At 71.3% G+C, this 16,811-nt stretch carries 14 protein-coding genes; 8 read left to right on the forward strand and 6 right to left on the reverse strand.

Translation table 11 applies throughout. The features are described from left to right. Positions 1 to 6: 6 nt before the first annotated feature. From BM109_RS03125 to BM109_RS03145, 5 genes are read right to left on the reverse strand one after another with little or no spacing between them, the layout of a single operon-like run. Entirely contained in the window at positions 7 to 1,305 is a 1,299-nt protein-coding gene (locus BM109_RS03125) for a four-carbon acid sugar kinase family protein (protein WP_093340447.1), read from the reverse strand. After that, entirely contained in the window at positions 1,302 to 2,585 is a 1,284-nt protein-coding gene (locus tag BM109_RS03130; RefSeq protein WP_371268770.1) for a ribulose-bisphosphate carboxylase large subunit family protein, read from the reverse strand. Before BM109_RS03130 ends, BM109_RS03125 begins: the two co-directional genes overlap by 4 nt. Positions 2,586 to 2,590: 5 nt before the next feature. Next, positions 2,591 to 3,130: a VOC family protein gene (locus tag BM109_RS03135; RefSeq protein ID WP_093340450.1), complete on the reverse strand. Its 540-nt coding sequence runs from the start codon at positions 3,128 to 3,130 to the stop codon at positions 2,591 to 2,593. A 31-nt stretch (positions 3,131 to 3,161) separates the two neighbouring features. After that, positions 3,162 to 5,063 (reverse strand): TRAP transporter large permease, encoded by a 1,902-nt coding sequence (locus BM109_RS03140; protein WP_093340452.1) that lies wholly within the window; start codon positions 5,061 to 5,063, stop codon positions 3,162 to 3,164. A gap of 9 nt (positions 5,064 to 5,072) precedes the next feature. Further along, positions 5,073 to 6,110, reverse strand: a complete 1,038-nt coding sequence (locus tag BM109_RS03145) for a TRAP transporter substrate-binding protein (protein ID WP_093340453.1) — start codon at positions 6,108 to 6,110, stop codon at positions 5,073 to 5,075. Positions 6,111 to 6,222: 112 nt separating this feature from the next. Between BM109_RS03145 and BM109_RS03150 the strand changes: the two genes are divergently transcribed. Next, on the forward strand, positions 6,223 to 7,296 hold the full coding sequence (locus tag BM109_RS03150; protein WP_093340455.1) for a LacI family DNA-binding transcriptional regulator: 1,074 nt from the start codon (positions 6,223 to 6,225) through the stop codon (positions 7,294 to 7,296). Between the two features lie 38 nt (positions 7,297 to 7,334). Next, positions 7,335 to 7,772 carry a hypothetical protein gene (locus BM109_RS03155; protein ID WP_093340457.1) on the forward strand — a complete coding sequence of 146 codons (438 nt, stop codon included), beginning with the start codon at positions 7,335 to 7,337 and terminating at the stop codon, positions 7,770 to 7,772. Positions 7,773 to 7,778: 6 nt separating this feature from the next. Here BM109_RS03155 and BM109_RS03160 read toward each other — a convergent pair whose 3' ends face one another. Further along, complete coding sequence (locus BM109_RS03160; RefSeq protein ID WP_093340459.1) at positions 7,779 to 8,708, reverse strand: LysR family transcriptional regulator; 930 nt, start codon at positions 8,706 to 8,708, stop codon at positions 7,779 to 7,781. Between the two features lie 114 nt (positions 8,709 to 8,822). Here BM109_RS03160 and BM109_RS03165 point away from each other — a divergent pair, with 114 nt between their 5' ends. The 6 genes from BM109_RS03165 (at position 8,823) to BM109_RS03190 (ending at position 16,806) form a co-directional block, all read left to right on the forward strand. Next, positions 8,823 to 10,040: a PQQ-dependent sugar dehydrogenase gene (locus tag BM109_RS03165; RefSeq protein WP_177239230.1), complete on the forward strand. Its 1,218-nt coding sequence runs from the start codon at positions 8,823 to 8,825 to the stop codon at positions 10,038 to 10,040. 10 nt (positions 10,041 to 10,050) lie between these two features. Further along, the gene (locus BM109_RS03170) at positions 10,051 to 10,719 is read left to right on the forward strand and encodes a c-type cytochrome (protein WP_093340460.1); all 669 of its coding nucleotides are present in this window, start codon (positions 10,051 to 10,053) and stop codon (positions 10,717 to 10,719) included. A 105-nt stretch (positions 10,720 to 10,824) separates the two neighbouring features. Next, on the forward strand, positions 10,825 to 12,993 hold the full coding sequence (locus BM109_RS03175) for a thiamine pyrophosphate-dependent enzyme (protein ID WP_093340462.1): 2,169 nt from the start codon (positions 10,825 to 10,827) through the stop codon (positions 12,991 to 12,993). 13 nt (positions 12,994 to 13,006) lie between these two features. After that, a complete protein-coding gene (locus BM109_RS03180; RefSeq protein ID WP_093341236.1) occupies positions 13,007 to 14,650 on the forward strand; it encodes an indolepyruvate oxidoreductase subunit beta family protein in 1,644 nt (547 codons plus the stop codon). Between the two features lie 38 nt (positions 14,651 to 14,688). Further along, the gene (locus BM109_RS03185; RefSeq protein ID WP_093340464.1) at positions 14,689 to 15,681 is read left to right on the forward strand and encodes a Bug family tripartite tricarboxylate transporter substrate binding protein; all 993 of its coding nucleotides are present in this window, start codon (positions 14,689 to 14,691) and stop codon (positions 15,679 to 15,681) included. 87 nt (positions 15,682 to 15,768) lie between these two features. Next, on the forward strand, positions 15,769 to 16,806 hold the full coding sequence (locus BM109_RS03190; RefSeq protein ID WP_093340466.1) for a TRAP transporter substrate-binding protein: 1,038 nt from the start codon (positions 15,769 to 15,771) through the stop codon (positions 16,804 to 16,806). Positions 16,807 to 16,811: the final 5 nt, after the last annotated feature.

Below are 16,811 nucleotides of genomic sequence, written 5' to 3' on the forward strand. Positions count from 1 at the left end.
GCCCGCTCAGCCGCCGGTGCCGTGCACCAGGCGCTCGAACACGTCCTGCGACCCCATCTGCCCGCCCTTGAGCATGATCTCGACCCCGTCGAGCCCCGGCGCCTCGCTGTGCAGCCGGCACAGCGCGGTGCCGGGCGCGAGCTGCGCGAGGTAGGACAGGCCCCAGGCGTCGAGCGCGCCCACGGCGAGGCTGGAGGTGTCGCCGCCGGCCACGCCCACGCGCGACAGCGGCACGGCCGCGAGCACGCGCGCCAGCAGTTCGCCGCCGGCCTCGGCCAGCGCGCGCGCGGGCACGCGGGTATGGCCGGCGCGCGCGGCCTCGGTGGCGGTGCAGGCCAGCACATGGGCGCCGGTCGAGAGCCGGTCGGCCAGCTCGCGCGCGGACTGCGCAAGGTGATCGGAATGGGGGTCGGCCAGCCGCGCCGCGTCGAGCCAGACGATCTCGAAGGACCGCGCGGCCGCCACCTGCCGCGCCGTGACCGGCGAGAGGCTGCCGGCCAGCACGAACACCGGGCCGCGCGCGGGTGCCACGGCGGCCGGCGTCGCGGGCGCCTGCGCCAGCCGCGGCGCGAAGGCCTGCACCACGCTGCTCGGGCCGACGGCCAGCAGCGGCGCCTCGGGGCTGGCGAGCGGCCACAGCGCCGCGCCGATGGCCTCCAGGTCCTCGGGCCGCGCGACGTCGAACAGCACGGCCTCGGGCCGCTGGTCCAGCACGGCGGCCAGCGCCTCGCCCGTGACCGCATGGCGCGGGTATGGCAGCAGCGCGGTCTCGCCCAGGCCCTGCGCCTGAAGGTGCAGCCGCAGGTCCGACTCGCGCATCGGCGTGACCGGATGGCGGCTCATGGTCGGATGGCGGTCGATGCGATGCACCGTGCCGCCGCTGCCGGCCGCGGCGAACAGATGGCCGAACAGGCAGTAGCGCTCGAGGTTCGGCTGGCCACCGACGATCGCGGTCCAGGGCTGACCGGCGGCGGGGCGCAGCGCCTCGATCGCGACGGCGATGTTGCCGACGCCGGGCGCGCTGTCGAAGGTGGAGCAGGTCTTGTAGTGCAGCACGCGCGCGCCGAGCCCGGCCATCAGCCGCGCGACCGGCGCGAGTTCGGCGCGCATCGCGTCCGGCGCCATCGAGCGCGCCGCGCCCGCGATGCCGAGGCAGTCGAGCGGGCCGGCGCGCGCGAGCAGCGCCTCATCGGGCACGCGCAAAAACAGCAGTGTGCGCAGCCCGGCACGCGCCGCGGTGGCGAGCGTGTCGGTGGCACCGGTGAAGTCGTCGCCGTAGTAGGCGAGCGGCACCGGCGTGCTCATTTGGCGCCGAAGAAGGCCAGCGCCTGCGCCAGCTCCGGCGCCTCGCGCGCGGCCTCGGCCACCGGCACGCCCGCGCGCGCCGCGGCCCAGGCCTGGCGGATGCTCGCCACGCCCGCGGCCGCGCCACCCGGATGGGCCAGGATGCCGCCGCCCGACATGAACAGCAAGTCGTCGCTGCCGACCGCGGCCCAGGTCGGCGCCACGGTGCCGGCCCACTGGCCCGAGGAGAAGGCGGGCATCACGCGGTCATCGAGGGCGCCCTCGCCCGCCACCAGCGGCGCCAGGCAATCGCGCGCCGACTCGATCACCTCCTCGTCGGGCTGCGAGAACTTGCCCTGCAGCCCGTGCACGTGCATGTGGTCGACGCCGGCCAGCCGCCACAGCGCCTGGTAGGCCTGGAACGAGATGCCCAGCAGCGGATGGCGCGACAGCGCGCCGTAGCCGTTGCGGTGGCCGTGCAGCGCCAGCGGCGTGTGGCGCCGCAGCGTCTGGATGCCCGAATGGCCGCACCAGTTGAGGCTGGCCATCACGCAGCTGCCGCCCTCGCGCTCGACCAGGTCGGCATGGCGCTTCATGGCGTCGGTCTCGTCGGTGATGTTGAAGGCCACCATCACCTGCTTGCCGGTGCGCTGCGCATGGTCGCGCACCACTGCCATCACGGCCGGCACGCGCTCGGCCAGCGGTGCGTGCAGCGGATCGGCCGAGACCTCGTCGTCCTTGATGAAGTTCACGCCGGCGGCGCACAGCCGCGCCACCAGCTCGGCGGTCTGCGCGGCCGAGAAGCCGACGTTGGGCTTGATGATGGTGCCCACCAGCGCGCCGGTTTCCACGCCGGTGGCGCGGCGGGTGCCGGCCACGCCGTGGCTCGGCCGCTCGAACTGCGCGCGGTAGGCCGGGGGCAGCTGCAGCGATTCGAGCCGCAGTCCCGTGACCTCGCCGAGGTCGTAGAGGTTGCCCGCGACCGTGGCCGCCAGCGTCGGCAGGTTGGCGCCGATGTTGGCGACGGGAAAGGAGATGTCGACCAGCGCGCGCCGCCACGGCCCGCGCCGGCCCTGGCGCTCGAGCAGCGCATTGGGCAGGCTGGGCGCCGCGGCCGGCTCGAGCTCGGCGATGGCCTCGACGGTGGCGCGCGCCCGCGCGCGCAGGTCGTCGGTCTCGCCCTCGACGCGCGTGAAGGTGCCGCACGACTGCTCGCCCGCCATGACCTCGGCCACCGCGGCCGGCTCGAGCGGCGTCTCGATGCGGTAGCGCGCGCGGATGCGCTGTTCTGCCTGCGCCATCGTCATCAGAGCTTCGACAGGTCGGGGAAGGGCCGCACCGGCTCGCTGCCGTCCCAGTCTTCGGAGGCCGCGCGGATCAGGTCGAACATCTTCCCCTTCGGACCGGCCACTTCCGACAGCTCGATCACGGTGCCCGGGTGGTATTCGGTGTCGAAGTAGATGAAGCGGCCGCGCTCGCCCACCTCGCCGCTCATCACCGGCTTGAAGCCCTGCGCCGTGAGGCGCGCGAGGTCGGCGTCGTAGTCGGCGGTCCAGTAGGCCACGTGCTGCAGGCCGGTGCGGCCGGCGCGCAGGAAGTCGCGGTACATCGAGGGCACGTCGTTGCGGGTCTGGATCAGCTCGACCTGCACATAGCCCGAGTTGGCCAGCGCCACCGAGTTGTGCGGCTCGTGCGCCTCGCCGTGGTAGCGGTAGTTGCGGATCGGCACCTTGGGGTTGTAGAACCAGGGCCCGACGCCGAGCTCGCGGCTCCAGTAGTCCATGGCGGCCTCGATGTCGGGCACCACGTAGCCCAGTTGGCGGATCTCGCCGAGGAATCGACTCATTTTCTTGCGCGCTCCGTTGTGCGTGTTGTTGTCAGACTTTGAGAAAACCGGTGGAGAACCACGGGATCGCGGCGACCAGCACCAGCCCCGCGAGCAGCGCGGCCATGTAGCCCCAGATGTGGCGGATGCCCTCGTCGGGATCGACCTTGCTGACGGCGCAGGCGCCGTAGTAGCCGACGCCGAAGGGCGGCGCGAACAGGCCGATGCCCATCGCGAAGATCACGACCATGGCGTAGTGCACCTCGTGCACGCCGGCCGCCTTGGCGATCGGGAACAGCAGCGGCCCGAACAGCACGATGGCCGGGATGCCCTCGAGCACGCTGCCCAGCACGATGAAGGCCACGATCGAGACCGCGAGGAAGCCGTAGGCACCGCCCGGGATGCCGGCCATGAGCTTCGCGAGGTCCTGCGAGAAGCCCGACTGCGTGAGCCCCCAGGCCATGGCGGTGGCGCAGCCGACGATGAAGATGATGGCGCCCGAGAGCGAGGCGGTCTCGACCAGCATCGGGCGCAGCCGGCGCCAGTCGAACTGGCGGTAGATCAAGAGGCCGACCAGCGCCGAATAGACGATGCCGATGGTCGAGACCTCGGTGGCCGTGGCCACGCCCTCGACCACCGCGGCGCGGATCACGAAGGGCAGCAGCACCGCGGGCAGCGCGACGAGCAGCAGCTTGCCGATCTCGCGCGCGCCGTGGCGCTTCACCCGGCTCAGGTCCTCGCGGCGGTAGCGCCACCAGACCACCACGCAGAGCATGGCGCCGAGCACCACCGCGGGCATCAGGCCGCCGGTGAACAGCGCCGCGATTGAGATGCCGGTGACCGAGCCGATGGTGATCAGCACGATCGAGGGCGGGATGGTCTCGGTCTGCGCGCCGGTGGCCGACAGCAGCGCCACCAGGTCGCCGGGCTTGGCGCCGCGCTGGGTCATCTCGGGGAACAGCACCGGCGCGATGGCCGCCATGTCGGCGATCTTCGAGCCCGAGATGCCCGAGATCAGGTACATGGCGCCGATCAGCACGTACGACAGGCCGCCGCGCACATGGCCCAGCAGGCTCGCGAGGAACTGGATCATGGCGCGCGCCATGCCGGTCATCTCGATCAGTGCGCCGAGGAAGATGAACAGCGGCACCGCCAGCAGGATCAGGTGCGACATGCCTTCGTCGAGCCGTCCCACCATCACCAGCATCGGCGTGCGCGTGGTCAGCGCCAGGTAGCCGAAGGTGGCGAGCGCGAACGAGAAGGCGATCGGCACGCCGGCGAACACGGTGAAGGCCACCACGCCGACGAAGAAGATCAGCAGGTTGAGCTTGCCCAGCGGCGCCAGCACCGGCCCCGCGAGCCAGAAGGCGGCCACCAGCGCCACGGTGCCGAGCGCGGCCACGGCGATCTGCCGCAAGGTGCACACACGCAGCAGGCGCAGCAGCGCCACCACCCCCATCAGCGCGATGCCCGCGGGGATGGCCGAGGCGCGCCAGGCATTGCTGATCTCGAGCGCGGGCGTGACGACGAAGGACTCCTCGTGCGCGTAGTCGATGGCCGGCCAGGCCACCAGCGCGAGGAAGGCCACCGAGGCGGTGATGGCGAAGGTGTCGAACAGCGCGCGCGTGTCGGGCCGCAGCCGCGCCACGAAGGCGGTCATGCGCATGTGCTCGCCGCGGCGCAGCGCCACCACGGCGCCGAGCATCGACAGCCACAGGAACAGGATCGAGGCCAGCTCGTCGGACCACACCAGCGGCGCATGGAAGGCATAGCGCGCCGTGACGCCCGCGAACAGCACCACGATCTCGGCCAGCACCAGCAGCGCGGCCAGCGATTCCACCGTGCCGCCGAGCCAGCGGTCGAGGCGGCCGGCCAGCGGCGCCAGCGCGTTCGGATGGGCCACGGCGGCGCCACCGGGGGCGAGCGCGTCGGCGGGAAGCACGTGCGAGGACATGGGTGACGCTCAGGCCAGCTTGCCCACGGCCTCTTCGAGCAGCGCCCAGGCCTCGGGGCCGAAGCGGCCCTTCCATTCGCCGTAGAAGCCCGAGTCGCGCAGCTTGGCGCGGAAGCTGTCGGCCGCCGGGCGGTTGATGGTCAGGCCCTTGGCCTGCAGGTCGCCGACCACCGACTCGTTGAGCTTGCGGATGTCCTCGCGCTGCTGCAGGCCGGCCTCGTTGATGGCGCGCGCGACGACGGTCCTGAGGTCGGCCGGCAACGCGTCCCAGGCGCGGCCGTTGGCGATGAACCAGTAGCCGTCCCAGATGTGGTTGGTGAGCGAGCAGAACTTCTGCACCTCGAACAGCTTGGCGACCTGGATGATCGGCAGCGGGTTCTCCTGCGCGTCGACGATCTTCGTCTGCAGCGCCGAGTAGACCTCGCTGAACTGCAGGCTCGCGGGCGCGGCGCCCAGGCCCTTGAACATCGAGATCGACAGCGGGCTCACGGGCACGCGGATCTTCAGGCCGTCCATGTCCTTGGCGGTGGCGACCGCGGCCTTGCTGCTGGTGGTCTGGCGGAAGCCGTTGTCCCACATCTTCTCGAAGGCATAGAGGCGCGACTTGGCGATCGCGCCGCGCACGTGGGCGCCGAGCTTGCCGTCCATCGCGGCCCAGACCTGCTTGTAGTCGGCGAAGGCGAAGCCCACCGCATTGATCGCGGCCACCGGCACCAGGGTGGCGATCACCAGCGCCGAGGGCGTGAAGAACTCGATGCCGCCCGAGCGCACCTGGGCCAGCATGTCGGTGTCGCCGCCGAGCTGGTTGTTCGGAAAGATCTTGATCTCGACCCGGCCGTTGGTCTCCTTGGCGATGCGGTCGGCCGCTTCCTGCGCGCGGATGTTCAGCGGATGGCTCAGCGGCAGGTTGTTGCCGTACTTGTACGAGAACTCCGCGGCGCGGGCCGTGCGCGGCAGGGCCGAGAACACGCCGGCGGCCGGAACGGCCGCGATGGCGGGAAGGGCGGACAGGGTGCGAATCGCGCTGCGGCGGGTGACCGGTGCCATGCTGTGTCTCCGTTGTGTGGATGATGCGAATTGATGCATCATTGATTGAATTTCCTCGAAGATATAGGCCTCACCCTGTACCGTCAAACCACGGTTTGATGGTTTTTGATGTATGCGGGTTAACCCTTCAAACCAATCCTCCGCGCCGGCCGACGGCACCGCGGCGCGCGCCACCGTGGCCGACATCGCGCGCACCGCGCAGGTCTCGACCGCCACCGTCGACCGCGTGCTCAACAAGCGCCCCGGCGTGCGCGACGCCACCGTGCAGCGCGTGCTCAAGGCCGCCGCCGAGCTCGGCTACCTGCCCGAGCGCGACCTCTACGCGGCGCTGGCGCCGCGGCCGCTGCGGCTGGTGTTCCTGCTGCCCAGCGGCACCAACCGCTTCATCCGCATGCTCGGCGACATGGTCGGCTACGCGCAGGAGCACTGGGCGCCGTTCAACGTGGTGTGCCGCACCGAACTCACCGAGAGCTTCAACCCCGAGGCGCTGGCCGCCGCGCTGCTGCGCCTGGGAGGGCGCTGCGACGGCATCGCGATGATGGCGCTCGAGCATCCGGCCGTGCGCGAGGCCGTGGCCGCGCTGGCCGCGCGCGGCGTGCCGGTGGTGACGCTGATCTCGGACCTCGCGAACTCGCAGCGCGCGGCCTACATCGGGCTGGACAACCGCGCCGCCGGCCGCACCGCGGGCTACCTCATCGGCCGCTTCATCGGCCCACGCGCCGCCAAGGTCGCGCTGATCGCGGGCAGCCTGCGCTACAGCGCGCACCAGGAGCGCGAGGCCGGCTTCCTGCAGGTGATCGACGAGATGTTCGAGCCGCTGCAGGTGGTGGGCCTGCGCGAGGGCCAGGACGATGCCGACAAGAACTACCGCCAGACCCGCGCGCTGCTCGAGCAGCATCCCGAGCTCGCGGGCATCTACAACATCGGCGGCGCCTCCGACGGCGTGGCGCGCGCGCTCAAGGAAGCGCAGCGCGACCAGAAGGTGGCCTTCATCGGCCACGGCCTCACGCCCGACACGCGCGCGCTGCTGATCGACGGCAGCATGGACGCGGTGATCACGCAGAGCCCGCATGCGACCCTGATGAGCTGCGTGCGCATCTTCACCAACCTGCGCGAGGGGCGCGACGTGCTCAGCGGGGTGGAGACGACGCGCAGCGTGGTGATCTTCAGGGAGAACCTGCCTTGAGGCGCGGGGGTATTCGCGGCTGATGGAAACTAGCATCGATGCCGCAAACCCCGCCCCCACGCCCCTGCTACGCGATCAAGACCGAGGTCGCCGACCCGCGCGCCACGCGCTTCGAATTCGCGGCCCGGAAGACCATGTACGGCGGCAAGCAGATCGCGCCCGGTGACACGGTGTTCGTGTTCGCGAGCGAGAACGCGGGCGGCGCCGGCCTGGTCGCGATGGGCATCGTGACCGCGGCCGAGGCGCTGCCGCTGCTGCCCGATGTCGAGCGGCAGACGCCGCGCGTGAGCATCGCGGTGCGGCGCACCGCGCTTGCCAAGGCCCCGCTCGGGCGGCGCGAACTCAAGCCCCATGCCGACTGGAACGACGGCCGGCCCGAGACCGAGCTCAACTTCAAGTTCTACCGCCAGGCCACCGACAAGATCGTCGGCATCTCCGACGCCGCGGCGGACTACCTGCGCGCGTTCTTTCGCTGAGCCGGCTCAGCGCTCGGCGCGGCCCGCGCGCTCGGCGAACAGCTCCGCGATCACCTGCCGCAGCCAGCGGTTCGCGGGATCGGCCTCGAAGCGCTTGCTCCAGTGCAGCGACACCGTGAAGTCGCGCAGCGGAAACGCCGGCTCGACGATCGCGTAGCCGCCCTCCTGCGCGAAGCCGCGCGCGATGTTGCGCGGCATCACCACCGCGAGGTCGGTGGCGCGCACGATCGCCGGCAGCACCATGAAGTGCTCGGTGGTCAGGCGCACGCGGTCCTCGAGGTTCAGCAGCTGCAGGATGCGCAGGGTCTCGGCATGGGTGCGCACCGCCACGTACTCGAGCGTCTGCAGCGCCTCGATCAGCGCCTGGCTGGTACGCCGGCCGCGCGCGAACGGATGGCCCTTGCGCAGCAGCACGATGTAGCGGTCCTTCAGCAGGTGCAGCCGCTGCGTGTCGCGCACCTTGGGCAGGAAGCCGAAGGCGAAGTCGACGCGGCCGCTGTCGAGCGCGGGCGCGATCTCACCGGGCGCGAGCGGCAGCGTCTCCATGCGCACGCCGGGCGCGAGCTCGCCGAGCCGCGCCATCAGCGCGGGCAGGAAGCGGCCCTCGCCGATGTCGCTCATGTGAATGCGAAAGACCTTGCGCGAGGCCTGCGGCTCGAAGCGCGCGGGCTCGTGCAGCGCCTCCTCGAGCAGCGCGAGCGCGGCCTGCACGGCGGCCGCGAGGCGCTCGGCGCGCGGCGTGGGCGCCACGCCGCCGGGGGCGCGCGTGAACAGCGCGTCCTTCAGCAGCAGCCGCAGCCGGCCCAGGCCGTGGCTGGCCGCGGGCTGGGTCAGGCCCAGCGACTCGGCGGCACGGCTCACGCTGCGCGCGCGGTAGACGGCATCGAAGAGACGCAGCAGGTTGAGGTCTATGGTTTCAATATGCATGCCGTTCATATCGCTTAGCTCGCTTATTTTATTGAAGCCGGGCCGCAAGCTCCGCACACTGGCGCCCGGCGTGAATTCGCCGCCCCCGACGAAAGCGCCACCACAACGAGAAGGAGACACGACATGGCCAGACTGCGCCCGCATTCGATGTCAGCGGTGCTCGCGACCCTTGCAACCTCCCTGCTCCTCGCGGCCGGCGCCGCCTGGGCCCAGCAGCCGCCCACCGAGGAACCCGGCTGGGCCAAGGGCCGGCCCAAGAACGACGCGGCCACGCGGCTGGCGCCCGTGCCTTCGTTTCCGATCCCCACCGCGGCCGACCAGTTGCCCACCGCCAAGTTCAAGCTGCCGCCGGGCTTCAAGGTCGAGACCTGGGCCTCGGGCGTGCTCGATGCGCGCTCGCTGCGCCAGGGCGCCAAGGGCACCGTGTTCGTGAGCACGCTGTTCGTCGGCAACAAGGTCTATGCGATCGCCGAGAAGGGCGACCGCAAGCCGAAGACCATCGTCGACAAGACCGAGTTCGCCACCGGCATCGAATTCCACAAGGGCGCGCTCTACCTCGCGACGCACAAACAGATCCAGCGCTACGACGACATCGAGGACAAGCTCGACAACCCCGGCCAGCCGGTGGTGCTCTACGACAAGCTGCCCGGCGGCCAGGACCACAGCTGGCGCTACCTGCGCATCCGCGACGAGAAGCTCTACTACGCGGTCGGCGCGCCCTGCAACCTCTGCGAGCCCGACGACGCGCATGCGCGCATCTTCCGCATGAACCTCGACGGCAGCGGCATCGAGACCATCGCGCGCGGCGTGCGCAACACGGTGGGCTTCGACTTCGATCCGAAGACCGGCAACCTCTGGTTCACCGACAACGGGCGCGACTGGCTCTCCGAGGACCTGCCCAACGACGAGCTCAACGTGGTGACCAAGGCCGACCAGCACTTCGGCTACCCGTACTGCCACCAGGGCAACATCCTCGATTCGGAATTCGGCTGGGGCAAGAGCTGCGCCGACTACGCCAAGCCCGCCGCGCTGCTGGGCCCGCACGCCGCGGCGCTGGGCATGACCTTCTATCAAGGAAAGATGTTCCCGGCCAAATACCGCGGCGCCATGTTCATCGCACGCCACGGCCCCTGGAACCGCACCACTAAGTACGCCGACATCGCGGTGGCCTGGCCCGACGGCAAGGGCGGCGCGAAGGTCGAGCCCTTCATGACCGGCTTCGTCGAGAACAACACCTACCTGGGCCGGCCGGTGGACTTCCTGGTGCTCAAGGACGGCTCGATGCTGGTGAGCGACGACCACGCGGGTGCGATATACCGCATCAGCTACGGCGGCAAGTGAGGCGCGCCGGATGACGAGGCACACGGCGATGGCGGCGACGGTGGCGATGCTGTGGGCGCTGGCCCTGCCCGCGTTCGCGCAGGCGACCAAGGGCGCGCAGCCCAAGGCCGCGCCGGCGGCGGCATCGGGCGCCAAGGTCTATGCCGAGCGCTACGCCGCGCTGTGCGCCGCCTGCCATGGTGCCGACGGCCGCAGCGAGATGCAGGGCGTGCCCTCGCTCGCGGGCCAGCATTCGTTCTACGCGATCACGCAGTTGTTCCTGTTCCGCGAGGGCCGGCGCGCCAACGAGGCCATGACCGCGGTCGCCAAGACGATGAAGGACGAGGACCTGCGCGGCTTCTCCGACTTCATCGCGACGCTGCCCGCGCTGGCGCCGGCCGCCGTCGCCACGCCACCCGACGCGGCACGCATGGCGCGCGGCCAGGCGCTCGCGCAGGAGAACCGCTGCGTGATCTGCCACGGCGCCGACTTGAGCGGCGGCCAGCAGGTGCCGCGCATCGCGCACCAGCGCGAGGAATACCTCGCGCTCACGCTGCAGGAGTTCCGCAGCGGCAAGCGCCCGGGCTATACGCAGGCGATGGGCGAGGCCGTGGGCCGCATGGCGCCAGAAGACCTCGACACCCTCGCCTACTACGTGGCGCGATTGCCCACCGCACCACCCAAGCCCGGCGGCAAGTAGCGCCGCCTCCAGCAACGAACAACGCCGGCCCGCACCCGGCGCGGGGACGCCTGCGTCCGCGCTTTCCTTCATCACCCACGCATCAACTTATCGGAGCCGATTCTTTTGGAAGTCTCATTCAGCAAGGAAGTCGAGGCGCTGCGCCTCGGCGAGGGCGACACCTTTCACGGCGAGGGCATCCTCGCGATCACCAAGGGCCTGCTGCAGTCGGGCGTGGCCTATGTCGGCGGCTACCAGGGCGCGCCGGTCTCGCACCTGCTCGACGTGATGGTGCAGGCCAAGGGCTACATGGACGAGCTCGGCGTGCACGTGGAGGCCTGCTCGAACGAGGCCTCGGCCGCGGCCATGCTCGGCGCCTCGATCCACTATCCGCTGCGCGGTGCCGTGACCTGGAAGTCCATCGTCGGCACCAACGTGGCGGCCGACGCGCTGTCGAACCTGTCCTCGCCCGGCGTGACCGGCGGCGTGCTGATCGTGGTCGGCGAGGACTACGGCGAAGGCGCCAGCGTGATCCAGGAGCGCACCCATGCCTATGCGCTCAAGTCGAGCATGTGCCTGCTCGACCCGCGGCCCGACTTGGCCGTGATGGTGCGCATGGTCGAGCAGGGCTTCCAGCTCTCGGAGACCTCGAACATGCCCTGCCTGATGGAGCTGCGCATTCGCACCTGCCACGTGCGCGGCAGCTTCGCGTGCAAGGACAACCGCGCGCCCGCCGTGTCGACGCGCGCGCTCATGACCGACCCCGCGGGCTTCGACTACATGCGGCTCGCGCATCCGCCCGTGACCTTCCGCCACGAGAAGCTCAAGGGCGACGAGCGCATTCCGGCCGCGCGCCGCCACATCGTGGCCCAGGGCCTCAACGAGCTGATGCCCGGCGGGCGCCATGCCGAGCTCGGCATCGTGGTGCAGGGCGGCCTGTACAACGCGCTGATCCGCGGCCTGCAGCAGCAGGGGCTGGCCGATGCCTTCGGCGAGAGCGAGATCCCGATCCTGGTGCTCAACGTCACCTATCCGCTGGTGCCCGAGCAGCTGGCCGACTTCTGCCTCGGCAAACGCGCGGTGCTCGTGGTGGAGGAAGGCCAGCCCGAGTACATCGAGCAGGACATCGCGACCCTGCTGCGCCGCCGCGACATCCAGACGCCGCTGCACGGCAAGGACCTGCTGCCCTCGGCCGGCGAGTACGGTGTGGAAGTGCTCTCGGGCGGGCTCGCCGCCTTCGTCGCGAAGTACGTCGGCGAGGGCGAGACGGCCGCATCGGCGCTGTCGGCCCAGGCCTGGCTGGCCGGCAACCGCGAGCGCCGCGAGGCGGTGGCGCGCCGGCTCGACGTGCCGCTGCCGAACCGGCCGCCGAGCTTCTGCGTGGGCTGTCCCGAGCGGCCGGTGTTCTCGGCCCTCAAGCTCGCGCAGCAGACCACGGGGCCGGTGCACATCGCGGCCGACATCGGCTGCCATGCCTTCGGCACCTTCGAGCCCTTCTCGATGGGCCACTCGATCCTCGGCTACGGCATGAGCCTCGCGAGCCGCGCGGGCGTGTCGCCGATGATGAACCGGCGCACGCTGTCGATCATGGGCGACGGCGGCTTCTGGCACAACGGCCTGCTGACCGGCGTGCAGAGCGCGCTGTTCAACGGCGACGACGCGGTGCTGCTGATCTTCAAGAACGGCTACACCTCGGCCACCGGCACGCAGGACATCATCTCCACGCCCGACGACGAGGTGAAGGAGCGCGCCGTCGACAAGCAGCAGAGCCTGGTCGACAAGAACCAGACCATCGAATCCACGCTCAAGGGCCTGGGCGTGCAATGGATGCGCACCGTGACCACCTACGACGTGGAGCGCATGCGCCGCACCCTGACCGAGGCGCTGACCAGCGACTTCGACGGCCTCAAGGTGGTGATCGCCGAGGGCGAATGCCAGCTCGAGCGGCAGCGCCGCATCAAGCCCTGGATCGCGAGCCTGCTGCAGCGCGGCGAGCGCGTGGTGCGCGTGAAGTACGGCGTGGACGAGGACGTGTGCAACGGCGACCATGCCTGCATCCGGCTCTCGGGCTGCCCCACGCTCACCTTGAAGGACAACCCCGATCCGCTCAAGCTCGACCCGGTGGCGACCGTGATCGACGGCTGCGTGGGCTGCGGCCTGTGCGGCGCCAACGCGCACGCCGCCACGCTGTGCCCGAGCTTCTACCGCGCCGAGGTGGTGCAGAACCCGAAGTGGCACGAGCGGCTGCTGCATGGCCTGCGCGGCGCGGTGGTGCGCGCGCTGCGCCCGGCCTGAGGAGGAACAGACGATGGAACGACATTCCTCCCCGGCGTCCACGCAGCGCCCGATCACGCTGCTCGTCTGCGCCCTCGGCGGCGAAGGCGGCGGCGTGCTCACCGAATGGCTGGTGGAGACCGCGCGCCACGCGGGCTTCGCGGCGCAGAGCACCTCGATCCCCGGCGTGGCGCAGCGCACCGGCGCCACCACCTACTACATCGAGGTGTTCCCGGTGCCGCTCGAGCAACTCGGCGGGCGCCGGCCCGTCTTCAGCCTGAGCCCGGTGCCGGGCGCGCTCGATGCGATCGTGTCGTCGGAGCTGCTCGAGACCACGCGCCAGATCGGCAACGGCATGAGCGCGCCGCCGCGCACGCTGGTCATCAGCTCGTCGGCGCGCGTGCTCACCACCGCCGAGCGCATGGTGCCCGGCGACGGACGCGCCGACGCGCAGCGCTTGATCGACGTGGTCAAGGCCTTCAGCCGCGAGCACCATGTGCTCGACATGGGCGCGATGGCGCGCGAGGCCGGCACCGTGGTCAGCGCCGTGATGCTCGGCGCGATCGCGGGCAGCGGGCTGTTCCCGTTCGAGCGCGCGGCCTACGAGCACGCGGTGCGCGGCGGCGTCGCGCACGACAAGGTCGGCAAGGCGGCCGCGGCCAGCCTGCGCGGCTTCGCGGCCGCCTTCGAGGCCGTGAGCGCGCCGCGCGCGCAGGCCGCCTTCGTGCGCGGCGTGCTGGCCGAGGAAGGCCGCGATGCGCCGCCGCCCGCGCGCGCGCTGCCCGCCGAGCTGGCGCAGCGCTTTCCGCCGGCCGTGCACGACCTGCTGGCGCTCGGCCATGCGCGCGTGCTCGACTACCAGGACGCGGCCTATGCCGCGCTCTATGCGCAGCGGCTGGCGCGCGTGCTCGATGCCGAGCGCGCGGCCGATCCGGCCGGCGCGCGCGGCTTCGCCATCGTGCGCGAGACCGCGCGCTGGCTCGCGCGGTGGATGGCCTTCGACGACATCGTGCGCGTGGCCGCGCTCAAGGGCCGCGCCAGCCGCGCGCAGCGCGTGCGCCGGGAAGTGCGCGCGGGCGAGGCCGACATCGTGAAGGTCTACGACCACTTCAAGCCCGGCGCGGCCGAGTTCGCGGCGCTGCTGCCACCCGCGCTCGCGCGCCGCGTGACGGCCTGGGACCGCGCGCGCCAGGCGCGCGGCCGCGAGCCCTGGGCGCTGCCGCTGCAGGTGGGCAGCCATGCCGTCTGGGGCATGGCCTCGCTGCGCCTGCTGGCCTCGCTGCGCTGGCTGCGCCGCCGCGGCAGCCGCTTCGCGGAGGAACAGGCGCTGATCGAGCGCTGGCTCGCGGCCATCGAGGCCGGCGCGCGCGAGAACTGGGTGCTGGGCCGCGAGCTCGCGCAGTGCGGCCGGCTCATCAAGGGCTATGGCAGCACCAACGAGCGCGGCAAGCACACGCTGCTGCACCTGGTCGGCGAACTCGCGGGCCGCACGGCGATGCCCGCGCCGGCACGCGCCGAAGCCATCGCCGCCGCGCGCGAGGCCGCGCTGGCCGACGAAGGCGGCAAGGCGCTCGATGCCGCGCTCGCGCAGCACGGCGCGGCGCCGCGGCCGGTGCAGGCGCAGCCCATCCGCTGGATGAAGCGGCCGCCGGCCGCCACGCCCTCGCGCCCCGCCTGAGCCTCATCGCATCCCCAAAAAGAAACCGGAGACACACCATGACCCTCGACGCTTTCCCCTGGCGACGCCGGCTGCTGCTGGCCACCGCCCTCGCCTCCCTCGCCGGCGCCCCGGCATGGGCCAACACCGCCACCGCCTGGCCCGCCAAGCCGGTCAAGGTGATCGTCAACTTCCCGCCCGGCGGCGCGGCCGACCAGATCGCGCGCGCCGTCGCGCAGCCGCTGCAGGAGGCGCTCAGGCAGCCGGTGGTGATCGAGAACCGCGGCGGCGCCAACGGCAACCTCGGCGGCGAGGCCGTGGCGCGCGCACCGGCCGACGGCTACACGCTGCTCATGAGCTCGGGCGGCATGGTGTCGGTGAACCCGCACCTCTATGCGCGCATGAGCTTCGACCCGGCCAAGGACCTGGTGCCGGTGGCGGCCGCGGCACGGGTGCTGGTGTTCCTGGTCGCCAAGCCCTCGCTGCCGCCGGCCAACGTGCGCGACTTCATCGCCTATGCCAAGGCCAACCCCGGCAAGCTCTCGTATGCCTCGCCGGGCAGCGGCAGCTCGCCGCACCTCGCGGGCGAGATGTTCAAGAGCCAGGCCGGCCTGTTCGCGCTGCACGTGCCCTACCGCGGCGCCGCGCCCGCGCTGCAGGACCTGCTGGCGGGCCAGGTCGACTACGCCTTCGATCCCGGCATCGGCCTGCAGCAGGTGCGCGCGGGCAAGCTGCGCCTGCTGGCCGTGGGCAGCCCGCAGCGCTCGCCGCTGTTCCCCGACGTGCCCACGCTCGACGAGGCCGGCCTGCGCGGCTTCGACGCCGACACCGTGTTCGGCTTCTATGCGCCGGCCGGCACGCCGCCCGAGGTGGTGGCGCAGCTCAATGCGCAGATCAACCGCGCGCTCGCGTTGCCGGCCGTGAAGGAACGCATCGCCTCGCTGGGCGGCGAGGCCGTGCCCGGCACGCCGGCCGAGTTCCAGCAGCGCGCCGCGGCCGATTCGCAGCGCTTCGGCGCGCTGATCCGCGAACGCCGCATCGCGGCGGATTGAACCGGGAGCACGCACGCAGACCTCGAGACCTTGCCCTATCCCTTGCTCACTGAATCCACAACACGCAGAACGAAAGAGAGACAAGCCATGCAGACTTCCTTCCATCGCCGCCCCGGCACCTTCGCGCTCACGCTGGCACTCGCGGCCTCGGCCATGGTCCCCGCGCTCGCGCAGGACAAGCCGGTGCAGATCAAGCTGTCGAGCTGGGTGCCCGCGCAGCATCCGCTGAACCCGGCCCTTCAGGCCTGGGCCGACGACATCAAGAAGGCCTCGAACGGCTCGATCACCGCGATCCTCTTTCCCTCGGAGCAGTTGGGCAAGGCCTTCGACCACTACGACATGGCGCGCGACGGCATCGCCGACTTCTCGTACGTGAATCCCGGCTACCAGCCGGGCCGCTTCCCGGTGATGGCCGGTGCCTCGCTGCCCTTCCTGTTCGCCAACGGCAAGGAGGGCTCGGCCGCCATCGACGACTGGTACCGCGCCTACGCCGCCAGGGAAATGAAGGACGTGAAGTACTGCTTCGCCTTCGTGCACGACCCCGGCACCTTCCATTCGCGCAAGAAGATCGTGCTGCCGACCGACGTGAAGGGCATGAAGGTGCGGCCCGCGACCAGCACCGTGGGCCAGCTCATCACCTCGCTGGGCGGCACCAACGTGCAGGCCTCTGCGCCCGAGTCGCGCGACATGCTCGAGCGCGGCGTGGCCGATGCCATCACCTTCCCCTGGGGATCGATCGGCCTCTTCGGCATCGACAAGGTGGTCAAGTACCACATGGACGTGCCGCTGTACGTCACGCCCTTCGTCTGGGTCATGAACAAGGGCAAGTACGACGCGATGTCGGCCGGCCAGAAGAAGGTGATCGACGACCACTGCACCAGCGAATGGGCGCAGAAGGTGGCCGCGCCCTGGGCCGACTTCGAGTTCGCGGGCCGCGCCAAGATCGCGGGCCAGTCGGGCCACGAGGTCTACAAGCTCACGGCCGAGCAGCTCGATGCCTGGCGCAAGGCAGCCGCGCCGTCGGAGGCGCAGTGGTCCGAGAGCGTGAAGAAGACGGGCGAGGATCCGAAGGCCGTGATGGATGCGCTGAAGGCGAGCCTGGCGAAGCACAAGTCGGCGCTGTGACCGCC

The organism is Variovorax sp. PDC80 (assembly GCF_900115375.1).
Taxonomy (GTDB): domain Bacteria; phylum Pseudomonadota; class Gammaproteobacteria; order Burkholderiales; family Burkholderiaceae_C; genus Variovorax.

What these genes read in the sequence shown, in the direction of transcription:
- BM109_RS03125 (WP_093340447.1), bottom strand. Translation starts at nt 1,305, where the DNA reads ATGAGCACGCCGGTGCCGCTCGCCTACTACGGCGACGACTTCACCGGT.
- BM109_RS03130 (WP_371268770.1), bottom strand. Translation starts at nt 2,585, where the DNA reads ATGGCGCAGGCAGAACAGCGCATCCGCGCGCGCTACCGCATCGAGACG.
- BM109_RS03135 (WP_093340450.1), bottom strand. Translation starts at nt 3,130, where the DNA reads ATGAGTCGATTCCTCGGCGAGATCCGCCAACTGGGCTACGTGGTGCCC.
- BM109_RS03140 (WP_093340452.1), bottom strand. Translation starts at nt 5,063, where the DNA reads ATGTCCTCGCACGTGCTTCCCGCCGACGCGCTCGCCCCCGGTGGCGCC.
- BM109_RS03145 (WP_093340453.1), bottom strand. Translation starts at nt 6,110, where the DNA reads ATGGCACCGGTCACCCGCCGCAGCGCGATTCGCACCCTGTCCGCCCTT.
- BM109_RS03150 (WP_093340455.1), top strand. Translation starts at nt 6,223, where the DNA reads ATGCGGGTTAACCCTTCAAACCAATCCTCCGCGCCGGCCGACGGCACC.
- BM109_RS03155 (WP_093340457.1), top strand. Translation starts at nt 7,335, where the DNA reads ATGCCGCAAACCCCGCCCCCACGCCCCTGCTACGCGATCAAGACCGAG.
- BM109_RS03160 (WP_093340459.1), bottom strand. Translation starts at nt 8,708, where the DNA reads ATGAACGGCATGCATATTGAAACCATAGACCTCAACCTGCTGCGTCTC.
- BM109_RS03165 (WP_177239230.1), top strand. Translation starts at nt 8,823, where the DNA reads ATGGCCAGACTGCGCCCGCATTCGATGTCAGCGGTGCTCGCGACCCTT.
- BM109_RS03170 (WP_093340460.1), top strand. Translation starts at nt 10,051, where the DNA reads ATGACGAGGCACACGGCGATGGCGGCGACGGTGGCGATGCTGTGGGCG.
- BM109_RS03180 (WP_093341236.1), top strand. Translation starts at nt 13,007, where the DNA reads ATGGAACGACATTCCTCCCCGGCGTCCACGCAGCGCCCGATCACGCTG.
- BM109_RS03185 (WP_093340464.1), top strand. Translation starts at nt 14,689, where the DNA reads ATGACCCTCGACGCTTTCCCCTGGCGACGCCGGCTGCTGCTGGCCACC.
- BM109_RS03190 (WP_093340466.1), top strand. Translation starts at nt 15,769, where the DNA reads ATGCAGACTTCCTTCCATCGCCGCCCCGGCACCTTCGCGCTCACGCTG.